Below are 21,657 nucleotides of genomic sequence, written 5' to 3'. Positions count from 1 at the left end.
GCCTGATGTGCCGCCACCTCGCCTGGCTCGGGCAGCCGCGGACGCTGGCGGCCCTCGTGCTCGACCCGCCGTCGTCCCTGCTGGTGCAGTCGCACGCCCCCCGCCGGCAGCGGTACGGCACGGTGAACGCCGACGGCTGGGGCGTGGGCTTCTGGGCCGACGGCCGCCCGGAACCGGCCCGCTGGCGGTCGGCGCAGCCGTTGTGGGGATCGGCCTCCTTCGCCTCGGTCGCCCCCGCGGTCTCGGCCCGCTGCGTGCTGGCGGCCGTCCGCTCGGCGACCGTGGGGATGCCCATCGAGGAGGCGGCGGCCGCCCCGTTCACCGACGGCCGCTGGCTGCTCTCGCACAACGGCCGGGTCGACCGGGCGGTGCTGCCCCCGGCCCGGGACGCCGAGTCGGTGGTCGACAGCGCGCTGCTGGCCGCGCTGGTCTTCTCCCGGGGCATGGCGGCGCTCGGCGAGACCGTCCGCGAGGTGGGGGCCGCCGACCCGGCCGCCCGGCTCAACCTGCTCGCCGCCGACGGCACCCGGCTGCTGGCCACCACCTGGGGCGACACCCTCTCGGTGCTGGTCACCGACGAGGGGACGGCGCTGGCCAGCGAACCGTGGGACGACGACCCGCGCTGGGCCGACGTCCCCGACCGCACGCTCGTCGAGGTCACCCCCGACGGCCTGACCCAGACCTCCCTCGATGCATCGGAGCCCGCATGACGTTCACGCTCACCGACCACCTCGGCCCGGTCGACTCCGGCGCTGCGCTCGCCGCCGACGCGCGCGCCGGCCTGACCGCGGACCCGAAGACGCTGCCGCCCCGCTGGTTCTACGACGAGCGCGGCAGCGAGCTGTTCGACGAGATCACCCGGCTCCCGGAGTACTACCCGACGCGGGCGGAGCGTGCCCTGCTGGCCGAACGCGCCGCAGACGTCGCCGCGGCCACCGGCGCCGACACGCTGGTGGAGCTGGGCAGCGGGACCTCGGAGAAGACCCGGCTGCTGCTCACCGCGCTGGCCGAGGCGGGCACGCTGCGCCGGTTCGTGCCCGTCGACGTCGACCCCACGGTGCTGCGGTCCGCCGGCGCCCAGATCACCGCCGCCTACCCCGGGACGGCGGTCGACGCCGTCGTCGCCGACTTCACCGTGCACCTGGGCGACCTGCCGCAGGAGGGCCGCCGGCTGGTCGCCTTCCTGGGCTCCACGATCGGCAACCTGGAGCCCGGGCAGCGGGCGGCCTTCCTCTCCTCCCTCGCGGCGACCCTGCGGCCGGGGGACTCCTTCCTGCTCGGCACCGACCTGGTGAAGGACCCCGATCGGCTGGTCCGCGCCTACGACGACGCCGCCGGGGTGACCGCGGCGTTCAACAAGAACGTCCTCGCGGTGCTGAACCGGGAGCTGAAGGGCGACGCCGACCCGGGCGCGTTCGAGCACGTCGCGGTCTGGGACCCCGAGCACGAGCGGGTCGAGATGCGGCTGCGGTCGACCCGGGACCAGGTCGTGCAGCTGGCCGCGATCGGGCTGACGGTGCCCTTCGCCGCCGGGGAAGAGGTGCGCACCGAGGTGTCGAGCAAGTTCCGCCGCGCCCGGGTCGAGCAGGAGCTGGCCGCCGCCGGCCTGCGGATGACGCACTGGTGGACCGACGGGGCCGGTGATGTCGCACTGTCCCTGTCGGTGCCCCGGTGAGCCCGGCAGGCCGTCTCCCCCACGACGACCTCGGCGATGCCTGGCGCGCCGCCCGCCTGGAGCCGGCGGGGGTGCACCTGGACCACGCCGCCTGCAGCCGGCAGAGCACGGCGGTGCTCGACGCCGTCGCCCAGCACGCCCGGCACGAGGCCGAGCTCGGCGGGTACGTCGCCGAGCAGGCCGCCGACGGGCTGCTGCAGCAGGGCCGCTCGGTGCTGGCCGGGCTGGTCGGGATGGCGGCCGCCGACGTGGCCTTCACCGAGAGCGCCTCGGCGTCGGTGCGCACGCTGGTCTCCCGCTGGCGGCTGGCGCCGGGCGCCCGGGTCGGCGTGCTGCCCGGGGAGTACTGGCAGAACGTCGCCGCGTTCACCGACGCCGGGCTGACGCCGGTGGTGCTGCCCGCCGACGCCCTGGGCCGGGCCGACCTGGCCGGCGTCGAACGGGCGCTGCGCGACGACCCGCCGGCGTTCGTGCACCTCACCCTGGTGGCCAGTCACCGCGGCGTCGTCCAGCCCGGCCGGGAGGTCGCCGCGCTGTGCCGGGCGGCCGGCGTCCCCCTGGTGCTGGACGTGGCCCAGGCCGTCGGCCACGTCGACTGCGACCTGGGTGCCGACGCGGCCTACGGCACCTCGCGCAAGTGGCTCGCCGGGCCGCGCGGCGTCGGCTTCCTCGTCCTGCGCCCGGCGGTCGGCACACGGCTCACCCCGCTCGTCGGGCCGGAGCTGTACGACGACCGTCCCGCCGTCGACCACGCCCGCTGGTACGAGTCGCACGACGCGCACGTGGCCGGCCGGATCGGCCTGGTGGTGGCCGTCGGCGAGCACCTGGCCGCCGGCCCGCACCGGGTCCGCGAGCGGCTCGCCGCCCTTGGCCGCGCCACCCGGGAGCGCCTCGACGGCCGCGGGGGGTGGCGGGTGGCCGAGCCGCTGGACGAGCCGACCGCGATCACCACCCTGCGACCCCCGGCGGACGTCGACGTCCGGCAGGTGGCCGCCCGGCTGCGCGCCGAGCACAGCCTGCTGACGACGGCGGCCGGCCGGGAGCGGGCACCTCGCGAGCTCTCCGGCCCGGTGCTCCGGGTCTCCCCGCACCTGGACTCGACCCTCGAGCAGCTCGACGTGCTGGCGACCGCGCTGGCCCCCTGATCCGTGCGCCTCGGCCGGGGGGGTGCATCCAGGACCGGGGGTGGGCCGGAAGAACGGGGTGACAGTCCCACCCCAACGGAAGGAACGTCACCGTGAACAAGACCCGCCCGATCGCCCTGACCGTCGGCGCCACCGGCGCGTTCGCCCTGCTCTTCGGGGCCACGCCCGCGCTCGCCGACTCCCACACCGACGCGACCCTCTCGGTGCTGCACGCGGTCCCGGACCTCCCGGTCGACGTCTACGCGAACGGCGAGCGGCTGATCGACGACTTCCAGCCGGGCACCCTCACCGACCCGCTGACGCTGCCCGCCGGCGACTACGACCTCGCGCTCTTCCCGGCCGACGCCCCGGACGGCTCCGGGGAGCCGCTGCTGTCGGCCGACGGCGTGGCCGTCCCGGCCGGCGCCAACGCCACGGTGGCCGCCCACCTCACCGAGGCCGGCGAGCCCGCCCTCACCCCGTTCGTCAACGACACCTCCGAGGTGGCCGCGGGCGAGGGCCGCCTCACTGTGCGCCACATCGCCGCAGCGCCGGCCGTCGACGTCCGGGCCGGTGGCGAGGTCATCATCGACGGGCTGACCAACCCGAACGAGGAGTCGCTGACCGTCCCGGCCGGCGACGTGAGCGCCGACGTGGTGCTCGCCGGCACCGACACCGTGGCGATCGGCCCGGCCGACCTGACCGTGGCCGACGGCGCGAACACGATCGTCTACGCGTGGGGTTCCGGTGACGCCGGCTACGAGCTCGCCACCCAGACCGTCGAGGCCGGGGCGTCTGCCCCGAGTGGCGTCCCCGGCGGCTCGGCCGGCCTGGCCGCTGACGAGGGCATGCCGGCGCCGCTGGTCGGCCTCACCGTGGTCGGCCTCGCCGGTGCGGCGTTCGCTGCCCGCAAGTACGCCACCAGCCGGGTCTGACCCGACCGAGAGCAGAGACACCCTGCGCGGCTCCGCCGTCGTGTTGGTCCTGGGCGCTGCCCCGGCCCGATGCGACGGCGGGCCACGCACGGCCTGGTCACGGCGCTGACGCGCTGATCCGACGAATTCCAGATCTGGATCAGGTGGATCCCCGACCGGGGATGGGCAGGAAGCCCGAGACGACAGTGCAGTCCAACGGAAGGAACGTCATCGTGAACAAGACCCGACCGATCGCCCTGACAGCCGGGGCCACCGGCGCGTTCGCCCTGCTCTTCGCGGCCACCCCCGCGCTGGCCGACACGCACGACACCGCGACCGTCTCGGTCCTGCACGCCGTCCCGGAGACCCCGGTGGACGTGTACGCCAACGGTGAGGAGCTCATCTCCGACTTCCAGCCGGGGACCCTGGGCGGACCGCTCACGCTGCCCGGCGGCGAGTACGACCTGACGGTCTACCCGGCCGGCGCCGACCCGGAGTCCGCCGAGGTCGCGATCAGCCTCGAGGACGTGCAGATCCCGGCCGGCGCGAACGCCACCGTGGTCGCCCACCTCAACGCGGCCGGCGCCCCGGAGCTCACCCCCTTCGTGAACGACACCTCCGCGGTCCCCGCGGGCGAGGGTCGGCTCACCGTGCGCCACGTGGCTGCGGCGCCTGCCGTCGACGTCCGGGCCGGTGGCGAGGTCGTCATCGACGGGCTGACCAACCCGAACGAGGAGTCGGTCACCGTCCCGGCCGGCGACGTGAGCGCCGACGTGGTGCTCGCCGGCACCGACACCGTGGCGATCGGCCCGGCCGACCTGACCGTGGCCGAGGGCGCCAGCACGATCGTCTACGCGTGGGGTTCCGAGGAGGCGGGTTACGAGCTCGCCAACCAGACCGTCGAGGCCGGGGCGTCCGCCCCGAGCGGCGTCCCCGGTGGCTCGGCCGGCCTGGCCGCTGACGAGGGCATGCCGGCGCCGCTGGTCGGCCTGACCGTGGCCGGCCTCGCCGCCGCCGCGTTCGCCGGCCGCAAGTACGCCACCAGCCGGGTCTGACCCGACCGAGAGGCAGAGACACCACCGTGCGCAGCTCCGTCGTCGTGTTGGTCCTGGGCCTCGTCCTGGCGATCGGGACACCGATCACCTGGGCGCTGACCCGACCCGACGCGACGGCGGGCGTCACGGTGGAGCAGGCGATCGACGCACCGCCGTCGACGCCGGCACCGTCGTCGGCGGCACCGTCCCCCTCCGGGGCGGTGCCGCCGTCGGCGCCTGCACTCGACCTCCCGCCGGTGACCACCCGGGACGCGGCGCCCACCGTGGCCGCACCGGTCCCGGCGCCGGTCCGGGTCAGCCTGCCGGCCCAGGGGGTGGACGCCCCGCTGGACCCGGTGGGGGTCGCCCCGGACGGGCAGATGGAGCTGCCGGAGGACGTCGACCGCGTGGGCTGGTACAGGTTCGGTCCGGTACCAGGGGACGACGGCTCGGCGGTGCTCGCCGGGCACGTCGACGACCGGGAGCAGGGGCTGGGCGCCCTGGCCCCGCTGCGCAGCACCGAGGTCGGTGACGTCGTCGTCGTCACCGGTGCGAACGGCGCGGAGACCCGCTGGCAGGTGGTCTCCCGCGAGGTGATCACCAAGGAGGTCCTGCCGCTGGACACCATCTTCGGCCGGGAGGGCCCGCCTCGGCTGGTGCTCGTCACCTGCGGTGGTCCGTTCATCCCGGAGATCCGCAGCTATCGCGACAACGTGGTCGTCGTTGCCGAACCCCTCCCATGAGCCTCCTGGCCGTCCGTCGGCCGCCACTGGGTACGGTCGCTGACGTGCCCACCACCCAGGGCTCGGTGCACCAGGGCGCCGAGCCGGACGACATCGAGGTCGCCCGGCGCTTCGTCGACGGCGATGAGCAGGCCCTCGCGTGGGCCTACGAGCGGTGGGCGGCGCAGGTGCACGGCATGGCGGTGCGGGCCTTCGGGCCCGGCCCCGACGCCGAGGACGTCACCCAGCAGACCTTCATCTCGGCCTGGACCGGACGCAGCCGCTACCGTCCCGACCAGGGGGCACTCCCGGCCTGGCTGGTGGGGGTGTGCCGACACAAGATCGCCGACACCTGGGCCAAGCGGGAACGGCAGCGTCGCTCGACCGAGGCGGCCACGAGCGAGGCCCGCTCGGCCCCGACGGCCGGTCCCGGCAGCGAGCTGGCCGCCGAGGTGGCCGACCGCGTGCTCCTGCTGGGCGAGTTGAACCGGATCGGCCAGCCACAACGAAGCATCATCGAGCTCGCGTTCTTCGAAGACCTGACCCACGCACAGATCGCGGCACGCACCGGCATCCCGCTGGGCACCGTGAAGAGCCACATCAGACGCACTCTGGAGCGCCTGCGAGATCGGTTGGAGGTGGACGGTGCAGCACTGCGATCCTGACGAGCTGGCGCTGGCCGCCCTCGGCGAGCAGCCGCCGCCCGAGTGCGCCGCGCACCTGGATGACTGCGCCGAGTGCGAGCGGGAGGTCGCCTCGCTCCGGCGAAGCGTCGACGTCCTCGCCGTCCCCGCGCTGGCCACGCCGCGTCAGGCGGTGGCCCCACCCCCTCAGGTGTGGGCAGCCATCGCCGCCGCGACCGGGGTCGCGGTCTCGCCTCGTCCGGCCGAGATCGAGGCCGGACTGTCGCGCGGGATCCCCATGCCCCGGCCGGCTCAGGCCGAAACAGCGACGGCCGAAACGGTCGATCCCGAACCGGCCGGGTCCACCGTGCTGCCCTTCCGGTCGCGGTCGGCCCGCGGGCCGGCGGCCCGGTGGCTCCCGCTGGCCGCTGCCGTGCTCGTGGGTGGCCTCATCGGCGCCGGGGCGGTCGCGGCCACCCAGGACGGGGCAGGCGGCGCCGTGGTGGCCCAGGCGGGGCTCGACCCGCTGCCGGAGCAGATCGCCTCGGGCACGGCTGAGGTCCGGGAACGCAGTGGGGTCCGCGAGCTGCAGGTCGACCTCGACGTGCCAGCGCTGGACGGCGCCTACTACGAGGTGTGGCTGCTGCAGGCCGACGCCCAGCGGATGGTGCCGGTCGGCATCGTCCAGCAGGGCGCGACCGTGCTGCGGCTGCCCGACGGCATCGACCTCTCCGCGTACCCGCTGGTCGACGTCTCGGTCGAGCCGCTCGACGGCGACCCGACGCACTCCGGCGTCTCGGTGGTCCGCGGCGCGCTGTCCACCTGACCCCGGCGCCCGCTCAGCCCAGCGGGGCCTGCATCCGCTGGGACACCCGCCGGTGGACGGCGAGCTGCTCCTCGAGCCCGGGGTGCACGACAGCGCCGTCCTCCACCACGAAGCGCCCCGCGACGACGGTGTGCCGCGCGGACACCGGGCCGCAGCGGAGCCAGGCCTCCACCGGGTCGGACAGCGCGCCGGCGAACGGCACGCCCTCCAGTGACCAGATCGCGAGGTCACCGCAGGCGCCGAGGGACAGCTCGCCGATCTCACCGGCCCGGCCCAGGCAGGCCGCGCCGCCGCGGGTGGCGATCTCCAGCGCGTCGCGTGCCGACATCGCCGCCGCGCCGTGCCGGAGCTTGCCCTGCAGCATCGCGGTGCGGGCCTCCAGCCACAGCGACGCGGAGTCTGCCGACGCCGAGCCGTCCACCCCCAGCCCGACCGGTGCGCCGGCCGCCCGCAGCTCGGCCACCGGTGCCAGACCGCTGCCCAGGATCATGTTCGACGAGGGACAGTGCGCCGCCCCGACCCGGGCCGCACCGAGCCGGGCGACCTCACCCGCGTCCGGCCAGACCACGTGCGCGAGCCACGTCCGATCGGTCATCCAGCCGACGTCTTCGAGGTAGTCGACCGGACGCCGGCCGAAGGCCGCCAGGCAGAAGGCGTCCTCGTCCTGGGTCTCGGCGAGGTGGGTGTGCAGCCGGACGTCGAGGGACTCGGCCAGCTCCGCCGTGCGGCGCATCAGGTCGGTGGAGACGCTGAACGGCGAGCAGGGCGCCAGTGCGATCCGGGTCATCGCGGTGGGGGATGGGTCGTGGTGTGCCTGGACCAGCCGCTGCGAGTCGGCCAGGACCTCCTCGTCGTCCTGGACCACCGCATCCGGTGGCAAGCCGCCGTCCTTGACGGAGAGCGACATCGACCCGCGGGTGGGTGAGAACCGGACGCCGAGCTCCCGGGCCGCGGCCACCTCGGCGGAGATCAGGTCACCGGCGCCGCGCGGGTGCACGTACAGGTGGTCGGTCGACGTCGTGCCGCCGGAGAGCGCCAGCTCGGCGAGGCCGACGAACGCGCTGACGTGGGCCGCCTCCTCGTCGAGGCGGGCCCACAGCGGGTACAGCGTCACCAGCCACTCGAACAGCCCACCGGTGAGCGCGGGGGCGTAGGCGCGGGTCAGGTTCTGGTACAGGTGGTGATGGGTGTTCACCAGCCCCGGCGTGACCAGGCAGCCGCGGGCGTCGACCCGGCGGACGGCGGGCGGCTGCGGGTCGCCCGGGCCGCCCAGGCCGCTGACCACGCCGTCGGTGATCGCGACCCACCCTCCGGCGAGCTCGCGGCGGGCGTCGTCGACGGTGGCGATCAGCTCGGCGTCGTGCACGAGCAGGTCAGCGGTCTGCACGCCGCGCATCTTGCCCACCTCATGTGTCGAACAGCGCACCACCCGTCATCTGCACGAGACACGACGGGGCTACCGTGACCGTCCCATCACGGAAGTCGAGGCCCCGCGTGCTCCTCGCTGCACCCTGTTTCGCCCTCCCCGAGACCGTCGGGGAGGCCCTGACCGCCCTGGCCGACCGCCCGGACGCGATCGTCGTCGCCGGGGGCACCGAGGTGATGCCGGACCTGCTGTGGCGCAACCGGAGGGCGGCCGGCTTCGTGTCGCTGCGCCGGGTCGGTGCCCTGCGCGGGACGACGACGGTCGGCGGCGAGCTGGTCATCGGCGCCGGCACCCCGGTCGCGGCCCTCACCGGCGCGCCCGACGCCGGGCTGCGGGCGGCGGCGTCCTCGCTGGGCACCCCGCTGGTGCGCACGGAGGCCACGATCGGGGGCAACGTGGTGAGCGCGCTGCCCTACCGGAACCTGCTGCCCACCCTGCTGGCCGGCGGGGCGACGCTGGAGCTCACCTCGGCGACCGGCACCCGCGTCGTCCCCTTCGACGGGTTCGTCACCGCCCCCGGCCGCACCCGGCTGGCCGAGGACGAGCTGCTCACCGCCGTCCGGCTGCCGGTGCCCACCGGCTTCGCCGACTACGCCAAGGTCGGCCGGCGCAACGCCCAGTTCGTGGCCACCGTCAGCGTTGCGATCACCTGCCGGGACGGCGCCGTCCGGCTGGCGTTCGGCAACGCCGGCCCCACCCCGCTGCGCGCCGACGCCGTGGACACCGCCGCGACCGCCCTGTTCGCGCACCGGGCGACCGCTGAGGACCTGCGGGCCGCCGTCGCTGCCGCCGTCGACCCACCGGAGGACACCATCGCCTCGGCCGCCTACCGCCGGCACGCCCTCGGCGTGCTCACCGTCCGACTCGTCACCCGCGCGCAGGGGGCGGCGGCATGACCCCCGACGAGGTGGCCTTCGAGCTGACCGTCGACGGCGTGCGGCACGAGGTGACCGCCCGCTGGTCGGAGTCGCTGCTCACCGTGCTGCGCGATCGGCTCGGCGTGCGCGGCCCGAAGACCGGCTGCGCGCACGGCCGGTGCGGGGCCTGCGCCGTGCGCGCCGACCTCGGCGACGGGGCGCCGCACGTGCTCTGCGCCTGCCTGGTACCGGCGGCCACCGCAGCGGGCGGCAGCGTGGCGACGATCGCCTCGATCGGCGGGCCGGACGGCGAGCTGTCCGACGTGCAGGAGGCCTTCCTGGCCGAGGGCGCCGTGCAGTGCGGCATCTGCACCGCCGGCTTCGTCACCGCGGCGACCGAGCTGCTGGAGACGAACCCGGACCCGACCCGCACCGAGATCGAGGCGGCCCTCTACGGCAACCTGTGCCGCTGCACCGGCTACGGCCGGATCGTCGCCGCGGTCGAGGCCGCCGCCCGCACCCGCCGCCAGCAGGAGGCCCCGTGAACGGCGGAGGGGCCCCCAGCGGGATCGGTGGGAGGACCCCGTCCTCCTCACCCCTCGCCGGCTCGGGGCGAGCCTCTGGACGGGGCCAGGCGCACAGCGGAATCGGTTCCTCCGTGCGGCGGCCGGACGGGCCGGCGAAGGTGCGCGGGGAGTTCTCCTACGCCGGCGACCTGGCCGCCGAGGGGATGCTGATCGGCGACACCCTGCGCTCGCCGCACCCGCACGCCCGGATCACCCGGATCGACCTCACCGCCGCCCGCGCCCTGCCGGGCGTGCACGCCGTGCTGACCGCCGACGACGTCCCCGGCGACCTGCACGTCGGGCTGACCCTGCGCGACGAGCCGGTGCTCGCCGACCGGGTCGTCCGGTACGCCGGGGAGCCGGTGGCGGTGGTCGCCGCGGTCGACGCCGCCACCGCCCGCCGGGCCCTGCGGGCGATCGAGGTCGACTACGAGCCGCTGCCGGCGCTCACCGACCCGGAGCTGGCCCGGGACGCCGACCCGGTGCACCCCGACGGCAACGTCTACCGGCACGTCGCCTACAGCTGCGGCGACCCGGACGCCCGCGGCGTGGTGACCGTGGAGAACACCTACCGGATCGGCATGCAGGACCCTGCCTTCCTCGCCCCCGAGGCCGGGTTGGCGTGGCCGACGCCGGACGGCGGGGTGGCACTGGACGTGGCGACCCAGTGGCTGCACTCGGACCAGCGGCAGATCGGCTGGGCCACCGGGCTGCCGCCGGAGAAGGTGCACCTGCGGTTGGCCGGCGTCGGCGGGGCGTTCGGTGGCCGCGAGGACGTCACCCTGCAGGTCCACGCCTGCCTGCTCGCCCTGGCCACCGGTCGGCCGGTCAAGGTCGAGTACACCCGCGAGGAGTCCTTCCTCGCCCACCGCCAGCGCCACCCGGGCAGCATCTGGCTGCGGCACTCCGCCGACGCCGACGGCCGGATCGTCAGCGTCGAGGGCCGGGTGCTGCTCGACGGCGGCGCCTACGCCAGCACCTCCCCCGTCGTCATCACCAACACCGTCACCCTGCTGCAGGGCCCCTACCGGGTGGACAACGGCCGGTTCGAGGGCTGGTCGGTGCGCACCAACAACCCCTCCTGCGGGGCGATGCGCGGGTTCGGCGTGCCGCAGGCGGCGTTCGCGCACGAGGCGCAGCTGGACGCGCTCGCCTCCGCCCTGGGGCTGGACCCGGTGGAGATCCGGCTGCGCAACGCCCTGCAGCGCGGTGACGTGGCCACGTTCGGGCAGCGCTTCGACGCCCCCACGCCGGTGCGCGAGGTGATCGAGGGGGTCGCCCGCCTCCCGCTGCCCGAGGGGCCCGCCCGCAAGGCGCCCGGTGGGGTCGGCCGGTCGGCCGAGGGCGGCACGGTGCGGCGGGGCATCGGCTACGCGGTGTCGATCAAGAACCTCGCGTTCAGCGAGGGGCACGTGGACGAGTCGACGGCGGAGGTCAGCCTCTGCGACGGCCACGCCACGGTGCACACCGCCTGCGCCGAGGTGGGCCAGGGCTTCGTCACCGTCGCCGAGCAGGTGGCCCGCACCGTGCTGGGCGCGAGCACGGTGGAGGTCACCCAGCCGGACACGCTGGTCGCCTCGGCCGGCTCGACGTCGGCGTCCCGGCAGACCATGGCGTCCGGGACGGCGGTCCATCGCGCCTGCCTCGCCGTGCGCGACCGGCTGCTCGGCCGGCTGGCCCGGGCGCACGGCCTGGACGCCGCCGAGCTGACCATCGCCGACGGGGTGGTCTGCGCGGCCGGGAAGCCGCTCACCTCCGTCGCCGCCGCGGCCCCCGGGCAGACGTTCCGGGCGACCGAGCACTTCCAGCACCCGGACACGTTCCCCCTGGGCTCGCCGGAGGCCCGGATGTACGTGGGCTTCGGCTTCTCCGCCCAGCGGGCGGTCGTCGACGTGGACGTCGAGCTCGGGCTGGTCACCGTCGTGCAGATCGCCTCCTGCCAGGACGTCGGCACGGTGGTCAACCCGACCCAGCTGCTCGGCCAGATCGAGGGCGGCATCGTGCAGGGCATGGGGCTGGCCCTGATGGAGGAGGTCGTCGTCATCGACGGCCGGATCACCAACCCCGACCTCCAGGACTACCTGATCCCCACCATCGTCGACGCCCCCGAGATCGTCTCCACCTACGTCACCGATCCCGAGCCGGGGATGCCGCACGGCTGGAAGGGCGTCGGGGAGCCGCCGCTGGTGACGGCGGTGCCGGTGGTCGCCGCCGCCGTCCGGGCGGCGACCGGGCTGCCGCTGCCGGCGGTGCCGATCAGGCCCGAGCACATCGCGCTCGGGATCGGTGCCCCGCCGACGGTCACCTGGACGACCCCCCGCCCTCCGGACCCGTCCCGGCCGCCCGGCGTGGTGGTCGACGAGGAGCCCGACGCCGCCCTCGGCACCATGGCCGAGGAGGGCGCCCCGCCCGGCCCGTGACCCGGCCGCGGGTCCGGCCGCTCGGGTCGCTCAGCCGTCGAGCAGCGTCCGGACGGCGGGTGGGACGTCGCCGGGCAGCGGGCGGTTGCCGACGAGCCGGCCTGCCTCGGCCGGGTCGACGCCGAGGGAGCCCAGCACCTCCAGCGCCTGGACGTCGGGCAATGCGTCGAACCAGCGGCGCCCCAGCGCGGCCCGGCCGGCAGCGGTGGGGCGCCCCCACAGCCGCAGCCGGGCCATCCCGCCGTCCGGGAAGACGTCGAGCCGGACGCTGCTGACGCCCGGGGCGCCGTCCAGCACGAACCGGTGCCGGGTGTCCGGCTGGAGCCGGGTGCGTGGCAGCAGCTCGACCTCGGCGCCGTCGGCGGTGCGGCCGGTGAGCGAGGCGGCGCCCGGGGCGTTGCCCAGGAACCACGAGGTGTCCAGCTCGGCCAGGGTGACCACGCCCTCGCAGGCCAGGTCCAGGTCGACCCAGTCGTTGCCCGGGCCGCGGCGGCGGGCGTTCTCCCAGCCCTCCCCCATCGACCGGGCCGTCCCGCGGCCGATCAGCTGGTGCGGGCTGCCGTAGTGGGCGTTGCTCACGCCGGTGACCCGCCCGCCGTTCTCCAGGGCGGCCAGGTCGACCGGGCCGGCGTCCGCCAGCCGCGGGTCCGCCACGACGGTGCCGTGCACCCGCAGCCGGGCCACCCCGCCGTCGGGGTGGATGGCCAGCCGCACGTGCGTGTACCGGCGGTCGGAGTCCACCGGAAAGGCGTTGGCGGTGTCCCCGGCCAGGTCCGACAGCGGCAGCAGCGGCTGCCAGTCGGCCCGGGTCAGCTCCTCGACCGACGGGTGCCCCTCGACCGCAGCGCCCTCCAGCGAGGCCTGCGGCGGGTAGTTGCCGGTGAAGAACGCGGTGTCCACGACGACGCCGGCCACGATCCCCGGCGCCCCGAGCCGCACGATCGCCCAGTCGTGCCCGGGGCTGCGGCGCCGCCGGGTCTCCCAGCCGTCGTACTCCTTGCCCTTGTGCCCGAACTCGGCGCGCGGCACGGCCGGGTGCGGCAGCACCAGGTTCTCCCTGGCGGCGAAGAACTCGTCGTTCGCGGCGACGACGGCGCCACCGAGGTCGCGGCGGGCCAGGTCGGGGAGGGCCAGGAAGGAGGGGCCGGACTGGGCAGGGACGGTCATCGGGCTCCAGACGGATCGGGGTGGACGCGGGTCACTGTGGCACGGCGGGTGGGGCGCCGACCCGGTCCGCCTCCGTGCGGCTCAGCAGCCGGCCGAGGGGAGCTGCCCCGTCCACCAGTGGCTGCCCGCGCAGCCACGTCCGGCGGACCACCCCGGTGAGCGCCCGCCCCGCGTAGGGCGTGACCGGGTTGCGGTGGTGCAGCTGCGCCACCCGCCACAGTTCGTCGGGCGCGAAGGCGACCAGGTCGGCGTCCTTGCCCACGGCGATCGCACCCTTGCCGGTCAGCCCGGTGAGCTGCGCCGGCGCGGCCGACATCCACCGGACGACGTCGGTGAGCCCGAACCCGCGGGCCCGGGCGCCGCTCCAGACCACCGGCAGGGTCACCTGGAGCCCGGCGATCCCGCCCCAGGCGAGCGCGAAGTCCCCGACGTCCAGCCGCTTGAGCTCCGGCGTGCACGGCGAGTGGTCGCTGACCACCAGGTCGACGTCCCCGGCGGCCAGCGCCTGCCACAGCGCCTCCCGGTGCCCGGCCTCCCGGATGGGCGGGCAGCACTTGAAGGAGGTGTCGCCGTCGGGCACCTCCTCGGCGCTGAAGGTCAGGTAGTGCGGGCAGGTCTCGACCGTGATCCGCACCCCCTCGGCCCGGGCGGCCCGCAGCATCGGCAGCGCACCGGCGTCGGCCAGGTGGACGACGTGCACCCGGGCGCCGGTGTCCCGGGCGGCGGCGATGAGCCGGCCGATCGCGGTCTCCTCCGCAGCGCCCGGCCGGGAGGCGAGGAAGTCGGCGTAGCTCCGCCCACCGGCCTGCGGGGCGGCGGTGATCACGTCGTCGTCCTCGCAGTGCGCGATCAGCAGCCCGTCGACCGCGGCCAGCTCGGTGAGCGCGGCCCGGAGACCGGCGTCGTCCAGCGGCGGGAACTCCGGCACCCCGGAGTCGAGCAGGAAGCACTTCACGCCGACGGCACCGGCGGCGAGCAGCTGCCGGAGCTCGCCGGCGTTGCCGGGCACGGCACCACCCCAGAAGGCGACGTCCACGCTGACCTGGCCCTCGGCGACCGCGCGTTTCACGTGCAACGCCGGGACGTCGACCGTGGGCGGGATCGAGTTCAGTGGCATGTCGACGATCGTGGTGATCCCGCCGGCCGCCGCGGCCCGGGTCGCCGAGGCGAACCCCTCCCACTCGGTGCGGCCGGGCTCGTTGACGTGCACGTGGCTGTCGACCAGCCCGGGCAGCAGCACCTCGTCGTCGTCGAGGGTCACGACCTGGTCGCCCACCTCGTCGAACCCGGTGACGGCGACGACGACGCCGTCCCGCACGTGCACCGCGGCCGGCCGCTCGCCGTCGGGCAGCACCACCCGCCGGGCCCGGACGACGAACGCCGCGCTCACCGCGCCACCTCGACCAGATCCTGGACCGGACGCGGCGTCACCGACGCCAGCCGGGTCACCGCCTCGTGCAGCTCCTCCGCCCACGCGGTGCCCACCCAGCCGCCGGGCAGCGGGAGCCGGACGGCGTCGACCCCGGTCGCCACCTCGGCCTGCGGGCCACCCATCGAGACCGTGGAGACGTAGGCCCGCGGCGCGACCGGCGGCAGCCAGGCCGGCGCACCGGGGCCGAGCCCGATCGTGGTGTGCACCAGCGGGCGGCCGTGCCGCTCGATGCGGGTGGTGCCGGTCCACCGCCCCGGCTCCTCGCCCACCCGGCCGAGCAGGACCTGCTCGGTGGCGGTCAGCTCGGCGTCGTCGGACAGCTGGGCGTGCAGCTCGGCCCGGTGGTCGGCCCGCGCGGTGACCACCGTCGGCTCCGGCGCGAGGTGCAGCACGCCGGCGACCTCGGCGCGCACCACCTGCCGCGAGGGCGGGGACTCCCCCCGGGCGGGCAGCACGACGGCGGCGGCGACCGAGTGCACGGCGAGCCGGGCGCCGGCCTCCACCACGAGCCGGATCTCCACGTCGTCCCCGCCCAGCGGGCCGAACGCCGTCGCGACCAGGTGCACGGAGGCCGCCCCGGTGCGCCGCACCGCGAGCTGGCCGCTGGCGCGCACGACCGGCAGGACCGTGCGACCCCGTGCGTCGCACCGGGCCACCACCTCCACCAGCGTCCTCACGACGCCGTCTGCAACGCCTTCGCGCGCACCTGCTCCCGCACCCACTCGGCCACCTCGGTCGCCGCCGGGTCCTCGCGCAGCGAGATCAGCAGCGTGGGCTTGTCGCCCCGCACCGCGTCGGAGTCGCGGCGCATCACGCCGAGGTCGGCGCCGACCAGCGGCGCGAGGTCGGTTTTGTTGACCACCAGCAGGTCGGATGCGGTCACCCCCGGCCCGCCCTTGCGCGGCACCTTGTCCCCGCCGGCGACGTCGACCACGAACACCTGGACGTCGACCAGCCCGTAGCTGAACGAGGCGGTCAGGTTGTCCCCGCCCGACTCGACGAACACCAGCTCCAGCCCCGGGTGCCGGGACTCCAACAGCTCGACGGCGTCGAGGTTGGCGGTGATGTCGTCGCGGATCGCGGTGTGCGGGCAGCACCCGGTCTGCACCGCCTCGATGCGGTCGTCGGGCAGCACGGCGTTGCGGCGGAGGAAGTCGGCGTCCTCGGTCGTGTAGATGTCGTTGGTGACGACGGCGAGGTCGTACTCGGCACCCAGCGTGCGGCAGAGCGCAGCGGCCAGGGCGGTCTTGCCGGAGCCGACCGGGCCGCCGAGGCCGACCCGCAGGGGCCCGCCGTGCCGGTGCTCCGGGGTGTACGGGTCGACGTAGTCGTCGATCCGGTGGTCAGGCGGCATGTGCACTCCCGGTCATGAGGCGAAGAAGCGGTCGTTGCGTGCGGTGTGCACCTCGGCGAGCAGGTCGAGGAGCGGGTCGGTGGCTGCGGGCAGGCCGCCGATGGACGCGCCGGCGACCTCGTCGACCTCGGGGGCCAGCCGGGCGGTCACCGCGGCCACGGTGATCGGGTCCATCGCCAGCAGCCGCTGCGCGGCGGTGGCCGGCCCGCTGATCGACAGGTACGCGGCGGCGTGCGCGGCGTCCCGCGGGGTCAGCCCGCCGGTCGCCGCGGCGACCCCGAGCGCCAGCGGGTGGTGCGGCTGCGCCGGCAGCGCCGCCCAGGCCGGGTGCGGCCAGGCGCGGCTGCCGACCCGGACCAGCCCCCGGCCCTGCTGCCGGGAGGCCGCCCGCAGCGCCGGGGAAGGGGTGCGGGCGTCGGCCTCGGCATCCAGCGCGGCCAGGGACGCCACCGGGTCGACGGCGTCCGCCGCCCGGCAGGCGGCCGCAGCGAGCCCGGCGGCCACCGCACCCGAGGTGGCCAGCCGCCGGCGCAGGAAGGCCGCCAGCGACCCGGGGTCGGAGAGCAGCCCGGCCGCGATCGCCTGTTCCACGCCGCCGGAGTGGGTGTGGCCACCGGCAGGCAGCCGGGAGTCGGCGAGGGTGAGCAGCGCGGCGGTCATCGGGAGCCGGCCATCAGAAGAGGAAGTACCGCTGGGCCATCGGCAGCTCGGTGACCGGGTCGGGCTCCCAGACCTCGCCGTCGATCGCGACCGTGAAGGTCTCGGGGTCGACCCGGATGTCCGGCAGCGCGGTGTTCTCCGGCATGTCCGCCTTGCCCAGCCGGGTGGTGTCCCTGACCGCGACCAGCCGCCGGTCGACGGCCAGCCGGTCGGCCAGGCCGCCCTCGATCGCGGCCGGGGCGACGAAGTGCACCGAGGTCTGCGCCGGCACCCGGCCGTACGCGCCGAACATCGGCCGGGGCAGCACCGGCTGCGGGGTGGGGATGGAGGCGTTGGCGTCGCCCATCTGCCCCCAGGCGATCATCCCGCCCTTGAGGACGACGTGCGGCCGGACGCCGAAGGTCTTGGGGTCCCAGAGCACCAGGTCCGCGAGCTTGCCCGGCTCCACCGACCCGACCTCGCCGTCGATGCCGTGCGCCACCGCAGGGCAGATCGTGTACTTGGCGACGTACCGGCGGGCCCGCAGGTTGTCGGCGGCGCCGTCGCCGGCCAGGGAGCCGCGGCGGCGCTTCATCACGTGCGCGGTCTGCCAGGTGCGCATCACGACCTCGCCGACCCGGCCCATCGCCTGGGCGTCGGAACCGATCATCGAGATCGCCCCGAGGTCGTGCAGCAGGTCCTCCGCGGCGATCGTCGTCGGCCGGATCCGGCTCTCGGCGAAGGCCAGGTCCTCGGGCACGGAGCTGTCCAGGTGGTGGCAGACCATGAGCATGTCGAGGTGCTCGTCGAGCGTGTTCACCGTGTGCGGCCGGGTCGGGTTCGTGCTGCTGGGCAGCACGTTCGGGTGCCCGGCGACGGTGATGATGTCCGGCGCGTGCCCACCCCCGGCGCCCTCGGTGTGGTAGGCGTGGATGGTCCGGCCGGCGATCGCGGCCAGGGTGTCCTCGACGAAGCCGGCCTCGTTCAGGGTGTCCGAGTGCAGCGCGACCGGGACGCCGTTGCGCCCGGCCACGGTGAGCGCGGCATCGATGGCCGCCGGCGTGGACCCCCAGTCCTCGTGCAGCTTGAAGCCGCTGGCCCCGCCCCGCAGCTGCTCCTCGAGCGAGTCGACCGAGACGGTGTTGCCCTTGCCGAACAGGGCGACGTTGACCGGCATGCCGTCCATCGCCTCGAGCATCCGGGCCAGGTACCAGTCCCCCGGGGTGACCGTGGTGGCCTTGGAGCCCTCGGCCGGCCCGGTGCCGCCACCGATCATCGTGGTGATGCCCGAGCCGATCGCCGTGGGCACGATCTGCGGGCAGATGAAGTGCACGTGGCAGTCGATGCCGCCGGCGGTGAGGATCTTGCCGTTGCCGGCGAGCACCTCGGTGCCGGGACCGATGACCAGATCGGGGTGGACGCCGTCCATCGTGTCCGGGTTGCCGGCCTTGCCCAGCGCGACGATCCGGCCGTCGCGGATGCCGACGTCGGCCTTGACGATCCCCCAGTGGTCCAGCACGACCGCGCCGGTGATCACCAGGTCGGGGGCGCCCTCGGCGCGGGTGGCCCGGCCCTGCCCCATCGACTCGCGGATCACCTTGCCGCCGCCGAACACCGCCTCCTCACCGGCCAGCCCCGGACCACCGCAGCGGTCCTCGGTGACCTCGATGAGCAGGTCGGTGTCGGCCAGCCGGATCCGGTCGCCGACCGTCGGGCCGTAGAGCTGGGCGTAGCGCTCCCGGGACAGCTGCACCATCAGGCCAGCCCACCTTCCGCAGTGAGCCCGGGGACGACGCGGGCGCCGGCCAGCGGGACGAGGGTGACGGTGCGCTGGATGCCGGGCTCGAACCGGACGGCCGTGCCTGCGGCGATGTCCAGCCGGTGACCGTGCGCCGCGGCGCGGTCGAAGGCCAGCGCCCGGTTGGCCTGGGCGAAGTGGAAGTGCGAGCCGACCTGGACCGGCCGGTCGCCGGTGTTGTGCACCGCCAGCTCGATCCGCGGCACGCCGGGGAGGGTCTCGATGACCCCCTCGGCGGTGATGACCTCGCCGGGGATCACGGGCTCTGCTCGATGGTCCCGCTCGCTGGCGCTCACGGGCTCTGCTCGATGGTCCCGCTCGCTGGCGCTCACGGGATCGGGTGGTGGACCGTGACCAGCTTCGTCCCGTCCGGGAAGGTCGCCTCCACCTGCACCTCCTCCAGCAGCTCGGGGACGCCGTCCATCACGTCGTCCCGGGTGAGCACGGTGCGCCCGGACTGCATGAGGTCGGTGACGAGCTCACCGTCCCGGGCGCCCTCGAGCACGTGGTCGGTGACGATCGCGGTCGCCTCGGGGAGGTTGAGCTTCAGGCCTCGGGCCTGACGGCGGCGGGCGAGCTCAGCGGCGTAGCTGAGCATCAACCGCTCCTGCTCGTGCGGGGACAGCAACACGGGCGTCGTCCTCCTGACGTCGGCGGGCCGGCGGAGTCAGGAACCTAACCGGCCCGTGTGACGGTCACGTTGCGGGGGCTTGTGCGGCTCGTACGACCAGTCCTATGGTTCATTACATGAGTAATGAACCCACGAGCAGGAAGGGGCGTGGGCCCGGGTGAACGAGGACGCCGGCCCGATCTTCCGACAGATCGCGACGCAGCTCGAGGACGGGATCGTCGACGGCTCCCTCCCCGAGGAGAGCCAGGCCCCCTCGTCCAACGAGCTGGCCACCTTCCACCGCATCAACCCCGCCACCGCGGCCAAGGGCCTGAACCAGCTGGTCGCCGACGGGGTCCTCTACAAGAGACGAGGAGTCGGGATGTTCGTCGCCACCGGCGCTCGCGAGCAGCTGCTCAAGCGGCGCCGCAGCGAGTTCGCCGAGCAGTACCTCACACCCTTGCTGGCCGAGGCCGACAAGGTCGGCATCAGCATCGCCGAGATCGCCCAGATGCTGCGCGACCGGGGAGGCCGGTCGTGACCGCCGCCGCCACGCTGGAGGGGGTCACGATGCGCTTCCGCGGCCACACGGCGTTGACCGAGATCTCCACCTCGGTGGAGGCGGACACGATCACCGGCCTGCTCGGCCGGAACGGCGCCGGCAAGACCACCCTGATGCAGCTGCTCACCGGCCACCGGGTGCCCACGGCAGGTCGGGTCCAGGTGCTCGGTGCCGCACCGTACGAGAACGACGCCGTGCTGAGCCGGCTCTGCTTCGTCAAGGAGGGCCAGCGGTACCCGGACCACTTCCGGGTCTGCGACGCCGTCTCGGCAGCCGCACGGCTCTACCCGCGATGGGACCAGCCGCTCGCCGACCAGTTGCTCGCCGACTTCGACCTGCCCCGGAAGCGGCCGATCAAGAAGCTGTCCCGCGGGATGAACTCGGCCGTCGGCATCGTCCTGGGCCTGGCCTCGCGGGCACCGGTCACCCTGTTCGACGAGCCGTACCTGGGCCTGGACGCCGTCGCACGCCAGCTGTTCTACGACCGCCTGCTGGCCGACTATGCCGAGCACCCGCGCACGATCGTGCTCTCCACGCACCTGACCGAGGAGATCAGCGACCTCCTCGAGCACGTGCTGCTCATCGACCGCGGCCGGATGCTGCTCGACGCCGATGCAGAGACCTTGCGCGCCACGGCACTGACCGTCACCGGACCGGCGATCCAGGTCGCCACCTTCGGGGCCACCCATGAGGTGCTCCACCAGGAGTCGATGGCCGGTCAGACCCGGGCGATCGTCCGGACGACGACCGCCACCGCCCGGCAGGACGCCGCAGCCCTCGGCCTGACCGCCGAGCAGACCTCGATCCAGCGGCTCGTGGTGGCCATGAGCCTCGCTGCGACCACGAGCGCCGCGTCGTCGACCCCTGATCACCCCGCCCTCCAGGGAGCCCCCCGATGAACCGCGTCCTCGGCGCCGCCCGGCTCCAGCTGATCAACCCGCTCGTCTCCATCGGCATCGCCTGGGCGATCGTCGCGCTGGCGTTCGCGGTCAACCTGGCGATCTGGGGCCTGGCCGACGTGGCCACGGAGGCGAGCGAAGCGAACACCGGCGGCCTGGCGGCGCTGTACATCACCGTGATCGAGGGCTTCATCCAGGCGGTGACGATGATGTTCCCCTTCGCGATGGGACTCAGCCTCAGCCGCCGGGTCTTCTACCTGGGGACGGCGCTGGTGGCCGCGGTCGAGGCGCTCGGCTACGGCCTGGTGCTCACAGCGCTGACCGCGATCGAGAACGCCACCAACGGATGGGGCGTCGGGCTGGACTTCTGGGCTCCCGGAGCGGTCGACGTCGGCAACCCGGCGCTGCAGGTGGTCGTCTTCGCGGTCCCGATGCTGGCCTGCGCCTTCCTCGGCATGGGCCTCGGCGTGCTGTTCAAGCGCTGGGGGACAGCAGGCATCTACGCCCTCACGGCCGCCAGCATCGTCGGGGTGGGTGGATTGATCCTCCTGCTCACCTGGCGCCAGGCCTGGGACGAGCTGGGGGCCTGGCTGAGCGACCGATCGGTCGAGTCCTGGACCATCGGGCTCCCCGCCGTCGCCGCCCTCGCCCTCGCTGCCCTCGCCTACCTGGGGCTGCGCCGCGCGGTTCCGTGATGTCGCCATGCATCACCCGACGGCCGGCCGCGTCCCCTACGCGCCGGCCGTTCGGCGCACCCGGCTGCGCATACCTCCGCTGACGAAACGAGCACGACCCTGACGAACAGCCCCGGACGCACGATCGCCCTGACACTGAAGCCCGATCGGACTTCTCGTGCGGGAGCTGGGCAACGGCCTGGGACGCAGACAGGAGCCCACGGACAGAAGGTCCGAAGATCAGCAGTGCAGGAAGGGCGGAAATGCAGGAACGGGGCCACAGCCGTAGCTGTGACCCCGTCCTGGGAGTTATGTCCGGCGGCGTCCTACTCTCC

At 74.9% G+C, this 21,657-nt stretch carries 23 protein-coding genes; 14 read left to right on the top strand and 9 right to left on the bottom strand.

Going from position 1 to position 21,657, the window contains the following annotated elements; translation table 11 throughout:
- Positions 1-5 precede the first annotated feature (5 nt).
- The 8 genes from egtC to O2V61_RS00080 all read left to right on the top strand — a co-directional run bounded on the left by egtC (position 6) and on the right by O2V61_RS00080 (position 6,918).
- Entirely contained in the window at positions 6-710 is a 705-nt protein-coding gene (egtC, locus tag O2V61_RS00115) for an ergothioneine biosynthesis protein EgtC (protein ID WP_269181308.1), read from the top strand.
- Positions 707-1,675: an L-histidine N(alpha)-methyltransferase gene (gene egtD, locus O2V61_RS00110; protein WP_269181307.1), complete on the top strand. Its 969-nt coding sequence runs from the start codon at positions 707-709 to the stop codon at positions 1,673-1,675. Before egtC ends, egtD begins: the two co-directional genes overlap by 4 nt.
- Positions 1,672-2,820, top strand: a complete 1,149-nt coding sequence (egtE, locus tag O2V61_RS00105) for an ergothioneine biosynthesis PLP-dependent enzyme EgtE (protein WP_269181306.1) — start codon at positions 1,672-1,674, stop codon at positions 2,818-2,820. Before egtD ends, egtE begins: the two co-directional genes overlap by 4 nt.
- A 92-nt stretch (positions 2,821-2,912) precedes the next feature.
- Positions 2,913-3,734, top strand: a complete 822-nt coding sequence (locus O2V61_RS00100; RefSeq protein WP_269181305.1) for a DUF4397 domain-containing protein — start codon at positions 2,913-2,915, stop codon at positions 3,732-3,734.
- 212 nt (positions 3,735-3,946) lie between these two features.
- Positions 3,947-4,768 carry a DUF4397 domain-containing protein gene (locus O2V61_RS00095; RefSeq protein ID WP_269181304.1) on the top strand — a complete coding sequence of 274 codons (822 nt, stop codon included), beginning with the start codon at positions 3,947-3,949 and terminating at the stop codon, positions 4,766-4,768.
- A 26-nt stretch (positions 4,769-4,794) separates the two neighbouring features.
- Entirely contained in the window at positions 4,795-5,490 is a 696-nt protein-coding gene (locus tag O2V61_RS00090; RefSeq protein WP_269181303.1) for a class F sortase, read from the top strand.
- 44 nt (positions 5,491-5,534) lie between these two features.
- Complete coding sequence (locus tag O2V61_RS00085) at positions 5,535-6,134, top strand: RNA polymerase sigma factor (protein ID WP_269181302.1); 600 nt, start codon at positions 5,535-5,537, stop codon at positions 6,132-6,134.
- Positions 6,115-6,918 (top strand): anti-sigma factor, encoded by an 804-nt coding sequence (locus tag O2V61_RS00080; RefSeq protein ID WP_269181301.1) that lies wholly within the window; start codon positions 6,115-6,117, stop codon positions 6,916-6,918. Before O2V61_RS00085 ends, O2V61_RS00080 begins: the two co-directional genes overlap by 20 nt.
- 13 nt (positions 6,919-6,931) lie before the next feature.
- Here the strand turns inward: O2V61_RS00080 and O2V61_RS00075 are convergent, their stop codons facing one another.
- Positions 6,932-8,305 (bottom strand): 8-oxoguanine deaminase, encoded by a 1,374-nt coding sequence (locus O2V61_RS00075; protein WP_269181300.1) that lies wholly within the window; start codon positions 8,303-8,305, stop codon positions 6,932-6,934.
- A gap of 107 nt (positions 8,306-8,412) precedes the next feature.
- Here O2V61_RS00075 and O2V61_RS00070 point away from each other — a divergent pair, with 107 nt between their 5' ends.
- Genes O2V61_RS00070 through pucD form a run of 3 tightly spaced genes read left to right on the top strand, consistent with a single transcriptional unit; the run spans position 8,413 to position 12,187 of the window.
- A complete protein-coding gene (locus tag O2V61_RS00070) occupies positions 8,413-9,240 on the top strand; it encodes an FAD binding domain-containing protein (protein ID WP_269181299.1) in 828 nt (275 codons plus the stop codon).
- Entirely contained in the window at positions 9,237-9,746 is a 510-nt protein-coding gene (locus tag O2V61_RS00065) for a (2Fe-2S)-binding protein (RefSeq protein ID WP_269181298.1), read from the top strand. The genes O2V61_RS00070 and O2V61_RS00065 overlap by 4 nt, the downstream gene beginning before the upstream one ends.
- A complete protein-coding gene (pucD, locus tag O2V61_RS00060) occupies positions 9,743-12,187 on the top strand; it encodes a xanthine dehydrogenase subunit D (protein ID WP_442929159.1) in 2,445 nt (814 codons plus the stop codon). The genes O2V61_RS00065 and pucD overlap by 4 nt, the downstream gene beginning before the upstream one ends.
- A gap of 30 nt (positions 12,188-12,217) precedes the next feature.
- Here the strand turns inward: pucD and alc are convergent, their stop codons facing one another.
- From alc to O2V61_RS00020, 8 genes are read right to left on the bottom strand one after another with little or no spacing between them, the layout of a single operon-like run.
- Positions 12,218-13,354 (bottom strand): allantoicase, encoded by a 1,137-nt coding sequence (gene alc / locus O2V61_RS00055; protein WP_269181296.1) that lies wholly within the window; start codon positions 13,352-13,354, stop codon positions 12,218-12,220.
- 31 nt (positions 13,355-13,385) lie between these two features.
- Positions 13,386-14,744 carry an allantoinase AllB gene (gene allB / locus O2V61_RS00050; RefSeq protein ID WP_269181295.1) on the bottom strand — a complete coding sequence of 453 codons (1,359 nt, stop codon included), beginning with the start codon at positions 14,742-14,744 and terminating at the stop codon, positions 13,386-13,388.
- Positions 14,741-15,463, bottom strand: coding sequence for an urease accessory protein UreD (locus O2V61_RS00045; RefSeq protein ID WP_269181294.1), 723 nt, complete (start codon positions 15,461-15,463; stop codon positions 14,741-14,743). Before O2V61_RS00045 ends, allB begins: the two co-directional genes overlap by 4 nt.
- Positions 15,460-16,140, bottom strand: coding sequence for an urease accessory protein UreG (gene ureG, locus O2V61_RS00040; RefSeq protein WP_269181293.1), 681 nt, complete (start codon positions 16,138-16,140; stop codon positions 15,460-15,462). The genes O2V61_RS00045 and ureG overlap by 4 nt, the downstream gene beginning before the upstream one ends.
- A 12-nt stretch (positions 16,141-16,152) precedes the next feature.
- Entirely contained in the window at positions 16,153-16,800 is a 648-nt protein-coding gene (locus O2V61_RS00035) for an urease accessory protein UreF (protein ID WP_269181292.1), read from the bottom strand.
- Positions 16,801-16,813: 13 nt separating this feature from the next.
- Complete coding sequence (locus O2V61_RS00030) at positions 16,814-18,535, bottom strand: urease subunit alpha (protein ID WP_269181291.1); 1,722 nt, start codon at positions 18,533-18,535, stop codon at positions 16,814-16,816.
- The gene (locus O2V61_RS00025; protein ID WP_269181290.1) at positions 18,535-18,873 is read right to left on the bottom strand and encodes an urease subunit beta; all 339 of its coding nucleotides are present in this window, start codon (positions 18,871-18,873) and stop codon (positions 18,535-18,537) included. Before O2V61_RS00025 ends, O2V61_RS00030 begins: the two co-directional genes overlap by 1 nt.
- A gap of 32 nt (positions 18,874-18,905) precedes the next feature.
- On the bottom strand, positions 18,906-19,208 hold the full coding sequence (locus O2V61_RS00020; RefSeq protein ID WP_269181289.1) for an urease subunit gamma: 303 nt from the start codon (positions 19,206-19,208) through the stop codon (positions 18,906-18,908).
- Between the two features lie 157 nt (positions 19,209-19,365).
- Here O2V61_RS00020 and O2V61_RS00015 point away from each other — a divergent pair, with 157 nt between their 5' ends.
- The 3 genes from O2V61_RS00015 to O2V61_RS00005 are packed head-to-tail and all read left to right on the top strand — an operon-like array spanning position 19,366 to position 21,343.
- Complete coding sequence (locus tag O2V61_RS00015) at positions 19,366-19,728, top strand: GntR family transcriptional regulator (RefSeq protein ID WP_269181288.1); 363 nt, start codon at positions 19,366-19,368, stop codon at positions 19,726-19,728.
- Positions 19,725-20,648, top strand: a complete 924-nt coding sequence (locus O2V61_RS00010) for an ABC transporter ATP-binding protein (protein ID WP_269181287.1) — start codon at positions 19,725-19,727, stop codon at positions 20,646-20,648. Before O2V61_RS00015 ends, O2V61_RS00010 begins: the two co-directional genes overlap by 4 nt.
- Entirely contained in the window at positions 20,645-21,343 is a 699-nt protein-coding gene (locus O2V61_RS00005; RefSeq protein WP_269181286.1) for a hypothetical protein, read from the top strand. Before O2V61_RS00010 ends, O2V61_RS00005 begins: the two co-directional genes overlap by 4 nt.
- The last annotated feature ends 314 nt before the right edge of the window (positions 21,344-21,657 follow it).

Source organism: Modestobacter sp. VKM Ac-2985, from assembly GCF_026967925.1.
GTDB lineage: Bacteria > Actinomycetota > Actinomycetes > Mycobacteriales > Geodermatophilaceae > Modestobacter.
Note: the sequence above shows the minus strand (reverse complement) of the source record. Positions and strands in the feature narration are given on the sequence as shown.